The following is a 12,191-nucleotide window of genomic DNA, read 5'->3' as shown; positions in this document are numbered from 1 at the left end:
ATACAGTGACCGGACAGCGTATTCAAGGGGGAAATGCGCGCGGGTTTGCGTCAAAGTGACTTGTTTTTGACGAAAATTCGTCATAAATCCGCGGCCGGTGGTCCGGCGACGGCTTGCCCGGTCTGCGCCCCTTCCCTATCTTGAAGCTACCCAACGAGCCACCAAAGGCACGATCCATGGACCTGCTGAACCTGTTTCTGGAAAACTTCGACTGGCATGTGCTGCTGTTCACCAGTCTGCGGATTCTCCTCATCCTGATACTGATGTGGGGGGTTATGCTGCTGGCCCGGCTCGGCCTGCGCCGGCTGGAACAGCGTCTGCTGTGGCGCGGAGAGGGCGGCGACGAGAGTCTGACCGAGGCGGCCAAGCGCGCCGACACCCTGATCCGGCTGCTGCGTCAGGGCATCCGCATCGTGATCTGGGTCGTCGCCCTGTTGATCATCCTCCGCGAACTGGGCGTGGACATCGCCCCCATTCTGGCCAGCGCCGGCATCCTTGGCCTGGCGGTCGGCTTCGGCGCCCAGAACCTGGTCCGTGACGTCATCGCCGGCTTCTTCATCATTCTGGAAAATCAGGTGCGGCTGGGCGACGTGGCCATCATCAACGGCACCGGCGGCCTGGTCGAGGCGATCAATTTCCGTACCCTGGTGCTGCGTGATCTCTCCGGCACGGTACACGTCTTCCCCAACGGTACCATCACCACCCTGTCCAACATGACCCGGGAGTGGTCGGGCTATGTGTTCGACATCGGTGTGGCCTACAAGGAGGATGTGGACACGGTGATCGACATCATCAAGGCGGTCGGTGAGGAACTGGCCGCGGACGAACATTTCGGACCCCTGATCGTCGAGCCGATCGAGGTATTCGGCCTGGACGACTTCGCCGATTCGGCCGTGGTCATCAAGGGGCGGCTCAAGACCCGGCCGATCCAGCAGTGGGCGGTCGGCCGGGAATTCCGCCGCCGGCTGAAATACGCCTTCGATGCACGCGGCATCGAGATACCCTTCCCGCACCGCACGCTCTACGTCAACGACACCGACCGGGAGATCCTCCAGGCCCTGGCCCACGCCAGCCGAGCGCAGGACGAAGAGCAACCCCGTAGGTCGGATTAGCCCGCAGGGCGTAATCCGACATCCTGCTAGGGTGTCGGGTTACGCTGCGCTAACCCGACCTACAACTCTGAATCGAATCAACCGTACCAGGGCATGCACTCGGCCTCGGCCGGCAGGCGCGAGGCCCGCCGCCGCGCGGTCTCCCAGCCCTGCTCCAGTCCCTGCCGCCAGTCACGTACGAATTCTTCAATGGACTCGGCAAAATCCGGATCCGGCTCGGCCCGGTTGATGCTGCAGTAAACCGTGATCCGTCCGTCGCTGCCGCTGTTCTCCGCGGTCAGGGTCCACTGCAGGGCGTTCGGACAGCCCGGCAGAGTGAAACGGATACCGTCCCGGATCACCTCCCGGTGCACCCGGAACCGGCCCCACAGGCAGCTGATCTCGCCACGCTCGCCGCTGTGCTCCAGTACCTCCGAAATGGCCGCGCACCACTGCGGCAGGGTCTCGATACGGATGAATCGCTGCAGCTCCGGTCCGCTGAGCCGGGCCCGGGCCTGGGCAAAGGCTTCCACTGAGTCACCTCTCTATAGTATTTTATATCAATAAGTTACAAATTAAAATATTAACCAGTTTCAAGAGATTTTTGCAGCTCCTGGTCACCGCTCAGTCCGACAATAACACACCGTTGCGGCCGCATAACCGGGTCAAAGGCTTCGCCGGGTGTTCATTCCGCGGAGTGGCCATGCAATCTTTTTTCCTTCCCCATGGGGATAGCGGCCTACCCCATGAGGCTGACTTCAGGGCCCACAGGGGCAGGTGCTAGTATTACATGTGGCAGGCGGTTTCCTGCGAGTTGGAGTCGATTCATGGGCAGTGCCAACGACATCCCGGTAGAACTGGTCGAGGAAATCCGCGGCAAGGCCCTGCACGCGCCGCGCCCGCGTGCTCTGACGCCCGAGCAGCGCGATGCCCTGATCCAACGCATCAGGGATCTGCTGAAGGCGAACAACGCCGTGCTCATCACGCATTATTATGTCGATGAGCAGTTGCAGATTCTGACCGACGCCACCGGCGGCTATGTCGGCGATTCACTCGGCATGGCCGACTACGGCAACCGGCACGAGGCCACCACCCTGGTGGTGATCGGGGTACGCTTCATGGGCGAGACCGCCAAGATCCTCAATCCCGAGAAACGCGTCCTGATGCCGGATCTGGGGGCGGAATGCTCGCTCGACCTGAGCTGCCCCATCGAAGCCTTCAGCGCCTTCTGCGACCAGCACCCGGATCGCACCGTGGTCGTCTACACCAACACCAGCGCCGAGGTGAAGGCCCGCGCCGACTGGGTGGTGACCTCCTCCAACGCCGTGGACATCGTCGCCCACCTGCACGCGAACGGCGAGAAGATCATCTTCGCCCCCGACCGGCATCTGGGCCGCTATGTGCAGCAGAAGACCGGCGCCGATATCCTCAACTGGCAGGGCTTCTGCGTCGTGCATGACGAGTTCAAGGCCAGCGAGCTCAGGCGCCTGATGGCCGAGTACCCCGAGGCCGAGCTGATCGCTCATCCGGAATCCCCGGCCGAGGTGCTGGACATGGCCAGTGTGGTCGGCTCCACCACCCAGCTGATCCGGGCGGCGAAGGAATCCAGGGCCGACACCCTGATCGTGGCGACCGACATGGGCATCTTCCACAAGATGCACGAGGCCGCGCCGGACAAGCAGCTGCTGGCCGTGCCCACCGGCGGCGAAAGCGCGACCTGCGTCAGCTGCGCCCACTGCCCCTGGATGGCCATGAACAGCCTGGACAATCTCGCCGCCGTGCTCGAAGACGGCAGCGGCCACGAGATCCATATCGACGAGACGGTGCGCCGCAAGGCACTCGTGCCCATCGAGCGTATGCTGGAATTCTCCCGGGCCCAGGGCAAGGTCTGAGACCCTCACTCCCGCGCTATCCCTGATTGCGCCGCCCCGTGGCCTTCGGCCGCCGATGGGTTACACTCGCCTCATGCGCCAGCGCATACAGTTCTGCACCAGCAGAGACGGCTGCCGGCTCGCCTATGCCCGGGCCGGCACCGGGCCGCCGCTGGTGCGCGCCGGCAACTGGCTGACTCACCTGGACCTGGACTGGCACAGCCCGGTCTGGCAGCACTGGCTCGAGGCCCTCACCCGCCGGCACACCCTGATCCGCTACGATCTGCGCGGCTCCGGCCTGTCCGGCAGCGAGGTGGGCGATGCCTCGCTGGCGACCTGGGTCGACGACCTGGATGCCGTGGTCAATGACCGGGAACTGGAGCGCTTTCCCCTGCTCGGCCTGTGCCAGGGCGGAGTCATCGCCCTGGCCTATGCCGCACGTCATCCGGAACGGGTCAGCCGGCTGGTACTCTATGACACCTATACCTGCGGCGCCCTGGTTGACGATGGCGATCCCGGCGCTGCACGCGAGGCGGAACTGCTCACCGAAATGATAGAAATCGGCTGGGGCCGCGAGACCGCGGCCTTCCGCGAGCTGTTCGCCAGCCTGCTGATGCCCGACGCGCCGGCCGAATCCGTGCGCTGGCTGGGCGAGCTGCAGCGACGCACGGTCTCTCCCGCCAACGCCGCCCGGCTGTGGCGGGCATTTCACCGCCTGGATGTCCGCAGCCTCGCCACCCAGGTCCGCGTCCCCACCCTGGTGGTGCATGTACGCGGCGACTGCGTGGTGCCGTACGCGGAAGGCGAACGCCTGGCCGGGCTTATCCCGGGCGCTGAATTCGTCGTGCTCGACAGCCGCAATCACATCCTGCGCCATGACGAACCTGCCTGGCAGCGCTTCATCGATGAACTGCATGCCTTCCTGGCTCGGGATCATCCCGCCACCGGCAAGCGGGACGGTTTCAGCAATCTGACCCCACGCGAGCGCGAGGTACTGGAGCATGTCGCCCGCGGACTGAGCAACGACGAGATCGCCACCGCTCTGGGGTTGCGTCCCAAGACCGTGCGCAACCATGTCTCGCGTCTGTTCGACAAACTGGAGGTCAACAGCCGGGCCCGGGCCGTTGCACGCGCCCGCGACGCCGGTTTCGGCTGATCCGGGACAGCCGCCCCGGTCGCGGTCTCCCGTCCCGGTTTTTCGTCCTCTCCCCCGGGACACCGGCCTCATGCGAACTGCGGCGGTCATGACTATGCTTGCTCCCGACTGCCCGGCGAGGCAGGTAGAAACGGGGGAGGACAAGACCATGACTGATACAGAATCCGCAAGCCTGTCAGCACAGGATACGCGCCTGGCCACTCGCGCCGGCATTTTCCTCTACAGCCTCATTGCCTATGCCGCGGGCATGGCCGCCATCGCCTGGCTGGTCGCCAGCCTGGCGGGACTGGTCCCGTTAGGCACGGCGCCGCTGGAACTGCACAGTACTGCCGGCGCGCTGGCGCTGAACACCATTCTGGTGCTGCTGTTCGGTCTGCAGCACAGTGTCATGGCGCGCCGTCACTTCAAGGCCTGGTGGACGCGCGTCGTGCCGCCGCCGGCCGAACGCAGCACCTATGTACTGGCGTCGGCACTGGCGCTGGGACTGGTCATCTGGCTGTGGCAGCCGCTCGATGCCATGATCTGGTCAGTCAGCGACCCGACGGCACGCAGCGTCCTTTGGGGGTTGTTCGCCTTCGGCTGGCTGTACCTGGTGGCCGCCACCTATGTCACCAACCACTATGATCTGTTCGGGCTGCGCCAGGCCTGGCTGCATCTTCGGGGCAGGGAGTACACGCCGGTGCCGTTCGTACGCAAGTGGATGTACCGCTACAGCCGCCACCCCATGATGCTGGGGATACTGATCGGGATCTGGGCCACCCCGGAGATGTCGGCCGGCCACCTGGCACTGGCCCTGGGGCTGAGCGGCTACATCGCCATCGGCGTGACCCTTGAGGAACGCGAACTCGCCGGGCACTTCGGGGAACCCTACCGGCGCTACCGCCGCGAGGTGGGTGCCCTGCTGCCCCGGGTGCGGGCCTAGCTCTGCTGCGGTTTTTTGCCGAGGGCGTCCAGCATCGGTGTGATCAGATCCATCGGCACCGGGAAGACGATGGTCGAATTCTGCTCGCCGGCGATGTCGTTGAGCGTCTGCAGGTAGCGCAGCTGGATCGAGCCCGGCTCGCTGGCCAGCACCTTGTAGGCCTGGGCCAGCTTCTCCGAGGCCTGCAGCTCGCCCTCGGCGTGGATCACCTTGGCGCGGCGCACGCGTTCGGCCTCGGCCTGCTTGGCGATGGAGCGGATCATGCTCTCGTCGAGATCCACGTGTTTGATCTCCACATTGGCCACCTTGATGCCCCAGGCATCGGTCTGGGAATCGAGCAGCTCCTGGATGTCGTTGTTGAGCTTGTCGCGCTCGGCCAGCATCTCGTCCAGATCGTGCTTGCCCAGCACCGAGCGCAGCGTGGTCTGGGCCAGCTGGCTGGTGGCGGAATAGTAATCCTCGACCTGAATGATGGCGCGCTCGGCATCGATGACACGGAAATAGATGACGGCGTTGACCTTGACCGAGACATTGTCCTGGGAAATGACATCCTGGCTGGGCACGTCCATGACAATGGTGCGCAGATCCACCCGCACCATCTGCTGGATGAAGGGAATGACAATGACCAGGCCCGGCCCCTTGACCTTCCAGAACCGGCCGAGCATGAAGATCACGCCCCGCTCGTATTCGCGCAGGATACGGAACATGGAAAACAGCAGCGCCAGGATCAGCGCGGCGATGGTGACGGTCGTAATGGCCATACTAGGACTCCTTCAGCGTGATAACGCCATGTTAAGAGGTGCAATACCGTCCATGGGTCAATCCTCCTCGTGGTTCGATTTCCAGCAGCAGTTCGTCCATGCCGGTGACACGCACCCGCTGCCCCCGGTGTACCGGACGGTGAGTCAGGGCGTGCCAGTTCTCGCCATGGACATGCACCCAGCCCGGTCGCTGAAATCCCTTTGCGCGCCCATGCGCGCCGATCTCTCTCCTGGCCCTACCACCGCCCCGGTTACCGCGCCTTCGACCACCCCCCATGATCCCACACGAAAGATGAAAAGGCCGCGGCTGGTCCGCCTGCACCGATCGCGGATCAGGCCGCGAAATACCGTAGCCGGGGGCATCGGTGTCGATCAGCATGATGGAGCCGATGACGAAGGCGATCAGCCCGCCGATGCCCAGCGCCCCGAAACTGGGCACGAAGGCCTCAGCCGACATGAAGATGATGCCGAGGATGATCAGGCCCAGGCCGGCATAATTCACCGGCAGTACCTGGAGGGCGAACAGGGCCAGGATCAGCGAGATTGCGCCGACCACGCCGGGGACAATGAAGCCCGGGTTGTAGAACTCCAGCAGCAGACCGTAGAAGCCGAGCAGAATCAGAATGTAGGCGATGTTTGGATCGGCGATCACCGCCAGCAGCCGGGTACGCCAGTCGGGTTCGATGGTCTCGACCTGCATGCCCCTCGGTCGCCAGCTCGAGCGTGCGGCCCTGGACCTCGACCGCATAGCCGTCGAGTTGGGCCAGCAGGCTGCTCAGGTCGGAAGCCACCAGATCGATGACATCCTGCTCCAGCGCCTCCTCCGCCGCCAGGCTGGCGGCCTCGCGCACCGCCTGCTCGGCCGCAGTTCGGCATTGCGGCCCGCGCAGTGGGCCAGCGGAGGCGGATATAGGCCACAGGCATCATTGACCGCCTTGCGCTGTTTGGCATCGCCCGACGCCGCCGGCGTTTCCTCCCCTTCCTGTGAATCGCCCGGATCGGGCTGGCCCGGCGGTTTCGGCATACCGCCGCCGTCATCGATCAGGTTCACCGGCGTGGCCGCGCCCAGGTTGGTCCCGGGCGCCATGGCGGCGATGTGGCTGGCGTACAGGATGTAAGTTCCGGCGCTGGCCGCCCGCGCCCCGCGCGGTGCCACATAGCTGGCCACCGGCACCGGGGAATTGAGGATGGCCTTGATGATGGAACGCATGGAGGTATCCAGCCCGCCCGGGGTGTCCAGGCGCAGGATCACCAGATCGGCGCCTTCGGTCTCGGCGCTGGCCAGGCCGCGTTCGATGAAGTCCGCGGTCACCGGCCCGATGCCGCCCTCGATGTCGAGCAGCACGGCGGCGGTGTCCTGGGCCTGCACCGCCGTCGTCACTGCCAGCAGCGCCGCCGCCAGCCACAACCGTATCGGTGTCATTGGTACGTCCTGTCGGCGTTCATCGGGGTCATTGCTCGAACACGACCGCGTCCGGATCGGCGCCGAGTTCGGTCAGCGCCTGATTGACGGCCTCGGTAAAGCCCGGCGGCCCGCAGACATAGAAGTTCTGTCCGAAATCGCTGATCCGTTCTTGCAGCAGTTCCCTGTCGATACGGCGGTCGGCATAACCCGGCGCGCTGTCCTGGGTGCAGGTAAACCAGGCTCGGTCACCGAAATAATGGCGCAGTTCGCGTTCGCAGATGACGTCGGCCGGTGTCTTGTTGGAAAACAGCAGCTGGCTGGCACCCAGTTCGCCGCGTCCGGCCAGGTCGCGCACGATCGCCAGGAAGGGTGTGACACCGGCGCCGGCAGCGATGAAAACGCCCGGGCCCTTGTACTGGATGGTGCCGAAGGGCTCCGACAACAACAGCTTCACGCCGGGCGACTGGGTATGCAGCTGCCGGGTCATGCCCGCATGCTCGGGATAGGTCTTGATGGTGAACTCCAGTACCCGGTCGCCCGTGACACTGGTCGGCGTGAAGGGCCTCCCCTCCTTCCGCCATCCGGGTTCGTCGATCCTGAGTTCCACACCCTGACCCGGCTGATACTCCAACCCCCTGGGCCATTCGAGCACATAACGTTTCACATCGTGAGTGACAAATCCGGTCATCAGCAATGTCGCGGAATAATCCATGGGATGGCGCTCTCCGTCTGCATGCATCAAGGCTGCATACTAGAAACTGTAGCGGTATTTACACAAGCCGCAACCGGGGAGGTCGTGAAAAATTCCTGAAATCAGATAATTGGATGGTGACAGGGAGGCGGGTTTTCCAAGCCGGCTCAGGCGGGAGATGCTCCGGGTTGCCGGCAGTCTCCGGGGCAGGGCTGCGGTCCCGTGTAACGCAGAAGGTGCCGACGCCGCGGTTGCCGCGGTGCCGGCACCGGTTTTAGCTGCTTATGGTTTTGTTATACGTCGGACCGGGTACTGTTTGATTTGCGGCGTGCCACGCCAACCATTCCGAGCAGGCCGCTGCCGAACAGCCAGGCCGCGGCCGGCAACGGCACGGCCTCGGGCGGTGCGACCTCGTCACCATTGCCCTGCTGCAGTTCGCCACCACCGAAAAAGCCGCTTTCGTGATCACCCTCGATGCCGGCCACATGCGCTGCGAAGGTGCTGCCTATCAGCTCTGCACTGGTACCGGCCAGTGAAAAATTGAGTTCATCGGTACGATTGTCTCCCGTGCCCTTCAAACGGACATCGAAGCGGCCGAACTCGGACATGTTCTTGTCCGTCTGCACAGACCATCCCCCGGGCAGATCGGAGAACTGCAACGGCTCATAAGCCAACTCCACGCCGTCCCCGGTGGTGCTGGTGGTCATGGCAGGCTCGACATTGAAACCGAATTCCTGAATGCCCGGATTGTCTCCGCTCAGGTTGAGGCCATCGAGGGTCTTGACCGAGAAGTCGAATGTCCCCTCGGCCTCTGCCCGCTCCGTGATGTCCACGCCCAGGTAGGGCGAGCCATCAGGCAGGACATTGGACTCGTTCAGTACATAGGATGTTGTGGAAGCGCCTGCATAGGATGCAAACAGGGCCGCCGTCACTCCCAATGTAAGCTTGCTGACATGTAGCTTCATTTCTGGACTCCTCTCAGTCTGTGACCAGACAGTTACGGCACCGGATCGTGCCTGTCCCGGGCAACGCAAGGGACATGCCAGCACATCGAGCCAGACAGCAGCGAGGAATCAATAACATACGAGCAAATACGCCCGTACCGAGGCGCTCATGCGTAGCCGTACAGCAACGTCGAAAACAGGTGACCCGGGCATGGCGCCCGCGATCCACGATTCCGGCGGCAAAGCATGAATAAGGCCATGAGATATTGAACCGGAAGGGGACACATGGGAACGGAACTAACTAACCGCTGTAAGGATTGTCGCTTCCATGCAACGACAAGTTGTAAATATGATTCAGGTACCTAAGGCAGTCCCCTTGATTCCTGTCTGCATTCGACGACGGGTTTTTCCGGGACGCCAGGCACCTCCATTTGGTACAGCCCTGTATCGGCATTCGATATGTTGAATTTATGACTTTCATCACAATGCATAAGCAAATCTTTTTTGTTCAACACGGCATCAACGACTATTTTTTGATCATGACAATTCGGATCCGGCAACCGACCGGGTCCAGTGTGGTCCAGTGCCCGGCTGGCAGCCTGTCCCCGGAAACCATTACCAACCATTCCAAACATCAGACAGGAGGTGTCTCGATGAACAATCCCTCGTTACGTGAAACCGCCCGCTCCATGGTCGCGCCCGGCAAAGGCATCCTGGCGATGGATGAAAGCACCCCCACCTGCGGCAAGCGGCTGGAGGCCGTGGGGGTGGAGAACACCGAGGAAAACCGCATCGCCTACCGCAGCCTGCTGCTGGGCACACCGGGACTCGGCGACTACATCAGCGGCGCCATCCTCTATGACGAGACACTGCGCCAGCAGAGTACCGAAGGTGCAAGCTTTCCTGATCTGATGAAGCAGCAGGGCATCATGCCCGGCATCAAGGTCGACACCGGGGCCAAGGAGCTGGCGCTGCACGCCGGCGAGAAGGTGACCGAAGGCCTGGACGGGCTGCGCGAGCGGCTGCAGGAATACAAGACCTTCGGCGCCCGCTTCTGCAAGTGGCGCGCGGTGATCACCATCGGTGAGTTCAAGCCCAGCATCGCCTGCCTGCAGGCCAACGCCCATGCCCTGGCCCGCTATGCAGCCCTGTGTCAGGAAGCCGGGCTGGTCCCTATCGTCGAGCCCGAGGTACTGATCAACGGGGCCCATACCATCGAAACCTGCTTTGATGTCACTGTCGAGACCCAGCGCCGGGTATTCGATCAGCTCTATCGCCAGGACGTGGATTTCGCCGGCATGGTGCTCAAACCCAGCATGGTGATCTCCGGAACAGACTGCCCCCAGCGTGCGAACGTGGATGAAGTGGCCGCGCAGACCCTGCGTTGCCTGGAGCAGACCGTGCCTGCCGCCGTGCCGGGCATCGCCTTCCTCTCCGGCGGCCAGGGCGACGAGGAAGCCACCCGGCATCTGAACGCCATGAACCTGATGGCACGCGAACGTTCCCTGCCCTGGCGGCTGACGTTTTCCTATGCCCGGGCACTGCAGAACCCGGCGCTCAAGCTGTGGAAGGGCGAGCCGGCCAATGTAGACAAGGCGCGCCAGGCTCTGCTGGCACGCGCCAGGCTGAATGCACTGGCAAGCAGCGGCGAGTACAACGAGGAACTGGAGCAGCAGGTGGCGGCCTGATCAAGCGGCCGCGAAACCGCTCCTCCGCGCAAAAGAAAACCCGCCTCACCGGCGGGTTCGTTCATCGGATCATCGGTGGCGGATCAATCGTACACCGGGATCAGTGCATAGCCGTTGTTCTGGTAACCCATCAGGCTGATGAAGCCACTGCGTACCGGCTCGATCCCCGGCAGCAGGGTGTCGTTGTCCACGTTGAAGGCGGTGGTCGCACCATTGCAGGCCTCCATTCGCACCCCCATTTCCTGCAGGGTGGCGATACGCTTCGCGATGCTCTCCAGCGCCGGGCCGTAGTCCGCCTGCGTCTCCAATGTCGGTTCGGTGTTGATGAATTTCACCGAATGGGAGATGAAGACCATCACCAAGTCCGACTCCACGCCTTCCTTCTCGAGGTTCTCGATATTGGTGATAATGGCCCCGAGGTAGAAATCCAGCGCGTTGGCACTCGATTTCCGCACATCGTAGACGGCCCTGATCTGCTCGAGATCACCGATTGCCGTACGGTTGTCCAATTCCGCCGCGGCCATGGAGACGACCGGAAGCAGGCCACCGATGAACACGAGAATAGTAACGATGAGACTGCGGCGCATCGGTTGGATCATGGCCTGGCTCCTTGGATGACTGGTAACGGTGGGTGTGTGATTGGTGCCCGGGGCCGGACTTGAACCGGCACGGGGTTGCCCCCGAGGGATTTTAAGTCCCTTGCGTCTACCAATTTCGCCACCCGGGCAGAGATGTGACGCTTGGTATTTTACAGATAGTGAAAGGATTCAGAAGGGAAGGAAAATGGAGGCTGGGCCCGGAGTCGAACCGAGGTACACGGATTTGCAGTCCGCTGCATAGCCACTCTGCCACCCAGCCGGGGTGTGGTCATGGTGCCTTAAAGCGAAAAAACCCCGGTCGCCTGGACCACGACCGGGGTTTCCCCGATGGAAATTGGAGCGGGAAACGAGACTCGAACTCGCGACCCCAACCTTGGCAAGGTTGTGCTCTACCAACTGAGCTATTCCCGCCCGAGAAGGTGCGTATTCTATCCTATCGCGCCCGGCTGTCAAGCCGCTAAGGAGTTGAATTCAGGACGAACTGTCTGTTTCCGATTTCACCAGCAACGGCCAGGCCGCGCGCAGGTAGAGAATCATCGACCACAGGGTCAGGATGGCGGCGATATACAGGCAGATCACGCCGACAATGGCCGTGGGGAAACCGGCGATCGGCTCCCGGTACAGCAGCAGCAGGATGGCGATCATCTGGGCCGTGGTCTTGATCTTGCCGATCACGGAGACCGCCACCCGGGCCCGCTCGCCGATCTCGGCCATCCACTCGCGCAGCGCCGAGATGGTGATCTCGCGGCCGATGATAACGGCCGCCGGTATGGCCATGAGCACGCCGGGCATCCCGACCACCGGCACCCGCTCGATCAGCAGCACCAGGGCCACGGCCACCATCAACTTGTCGGCTACCGGATCCAGAAAGGCGCCGAAGGCCGAGGTCTCGCCCCAGCGCCGGGCCAGATAGCCATCCAGCCAGTCGGTGATGGCGGCGATGCCGAAGATGGCGGTCACTGCCACATGGGCCCAGCCGAACGGCAGATAGAAGACCAGCACGAAGACGGGAATCAGGGCCAGGCGCAGCAGGGTGAGCAGATTTGGCAGATTATAATTCATA

General features: G+C 63.0%; 11 protein-coding genes, 3 tRNA genes and 1 pseudogene. 5 read left to right on the top strand and 10 right to left on the bottom strand.

What is annotated here, in order from left to right; all coding sequences use genetic code 11:
- Positions 1-176: 176 nt before the first annotated feature.
- Positions 177-1,112 (top strand): mechanosensitive ion channel family protein, encoded by a 936-nt coding sequence (locus tag D6C00_RS00150; RefSeq protein ID WP_125179762.1) that lies wholly within the window; start codon positions 177-179, stop codon positions 1,110-1,112.
- Between the two features lie 77 nt (positions 1,113-1,189).
- On the opposite strand, the gene D6C00_RS00145 is transcribed toward D6C00_RS00150, so the two are convergent.
- Positions 1,190-1,624 (bottom strand): hypothetical protein, encoded by a 435-nt coding sequence (locus D6C00_RS00145; RefSeq protein WP_177433187.1) that lies wholly within the window; start codon positions 1,622-1,624, stop codon positions 1,190-1,192.
- A gap of 294 nt (positions 1,625-1,918) precedes the next feature.
- On the opposite strand from D6C00_RS00145, the gene nadA reads away from it, so the two are divergent.
- The 3 genes from nadA (at position 1,919) to D6C00_RS00130 (ending at position 5,040) form a co-directional block, all read left to right on the top strand.
- The gene (gene nadA / locus D6C00_RS00140) at positions 1,919-2,983 is read left to right on the top strand and encodes a quinolinate synthase NadA (RefSeq protein ID WP_125179761.1); all 1,065 of its coding nucleotides are present in this window, start codon (positions 1,919-1,921) and stop codon (positions 2,981-2,983) included.
- A 73-nt stretch (positions 2,984-3,056) separates the two neighbouring features.
- On the top strand, positions 3,057-4,118 hold the full coding sequence (locus tag D6C00_RS00135; protein WP_125179760.1) for an alpha/beta fold hydrolase: 1,062 nt from the start codon (positions 3,057-3,059) through the stop codon (positions 4,116-4,118).
- 148 nt (positions 4,119-4,266) lie between these two features.
- Positions 4,267-5,040, top strand: coding sequence for a methyltransferase family protein (locus D6C00_RS00130; RefSeq protein WP_158675227.1), 774 nt, complete (start codon positions 4,267-4,269; stop codon positions 5,038-5,040).
- Here the strand turns inward: D6C00_RS00130 and D6C00_RS00125 are convergent.
- The 4 genes and pseudogenes from D6C00_RS00125 to D6C00_RS00110 all read right to left on the bottom strand — a co-directional run bounded on the left by D6C00_RS00125 (position 5,037) and on the right by D6C00_RS00110 (position 8,862).
- Positions 5,037-5,801, bottom strand: a complete 765-nt coding sequence (locus tag D6C00_RS00125; RefSeq protein WP_125179758.1) for a slipin family protein — start codon at positions 5,799-5,801, stop codon at positions 5,037-5,039. The genes D6C00_RS00130 and D6C00_RS00125 overlap by 4 nt on opposite strands.
- Positions 5,802-5,832: 31 nt before the next feature.
- Positions 5,833-7,224 (bottom strand): annotated as a pseudogene (locus D6C00_RS16645) (NfeD family protein).
- Positions 7,225-7,252: 28 nt separating this feature from the next.
- A complete protein-coding gene (locus D6C00_RS00115) occupies positions 7,253-7,918 on the bottom strand; it encodes an FAD-binding oxidoreductase (protein ID WP_125179757.1) in 666 nt (221 codons plus the stop codon).
- A gap of 272 nt (positions 7,919-8,190) precedes the next feature.
- Positions 8,191-8,862, bottom strand: coding sequence for a VPLPA-CTERM sorting domain-containing protein (locus D6C00_RS00110; protein WP_125179756.1), 672 nt, complete (start codon positions 8,860-8,862; stop codon positions 8,191-8,193).
- Between the two features lie 632 nt (positions 8,863-9,494).
- Between D6C00_RS00110 and D6C00_RS00105 the strand changes: the two genes are divergently transcribed.
- A complete protein-coding gene (locus D6C00_RS00105) occupies positions 9,495-10,529 on the top strand; it encodes a class I fructose-bisphosphate aldolase (RefSeq protein WP_125179755.1) in 1,035 nt (344 codons plus the stop codon).
- An 83-nt stretch (positions 10,530-10,612) separates the two neighbouring features.
- Here the strand turns inward: D6C00_RS00105 and D6C00_RS00100 are convergent, their stop codons facing one another.
- The 5 genes from D6C00_RS00100 to pgsA form a co-directional block, all read right to left on the bottom strand.
- Positions 10,613-11,128 (bottom strand): DsrE family protein, encoded by a 516-nt coding sequence (locus D6C00_RS00100; protein ID WP_125179754.1) that lies wholly within the window; start codon positions 11,126-11,128, stop codon positions 10,613-10,615.
- A gap of 41 nt (positions 11,129-11,169) precedes the next feature.
- Positions 11,170-11,256 (bottom strand) — tRNA-Leu (locus D6C00_RS00095).
- 57 nt (positions 11,257-11,313) lie between these two features.
- A tRNA-Cys gene (locus D6C00_RS00090) sits at positions 11,314-11,387 on the bottom strand.
- A 76-nt stretch (positions 11,388-11,463) separates the two neighbouring features.
- Positions 11,464-11,539: transfer RNA gene (locus D6C00_RS00085), tRNA-Gly, on the bottom strand.
- A 60-nt stretch (positions 11,540-11,599) separates the two neighbouring features.
- On the bottom strand, positions 11,600-12,190 hold the full coding sequence (pgsA, locus tag D6C00_RS00080) for a CDP-diacylglycerol--glycerol-3-phosphate 3-phosphatidyltransferase (RefSeq protein WP_125179753.1): 591 nt from the start codon (positions 12,188-12,190) through the stop codon (positions 11,600-11,602).
- Between the last annotated feature and the right edge of the window lies 1 nt (position 12,191).

This window comes from Thiohalobacter thiocyanaticus (assembly GCF_003932505.1).
GTDB lineage: Bacteria > Pseudomonadota > Gammaproteobacteria > Thiohalobacterales > Thiohalobacteraceae > Thiohalobacter > Thiohalobacter thiocyanaticus.
This window is presented reverse-complemented; position numbering and strand designations above follow the sequence as displayed.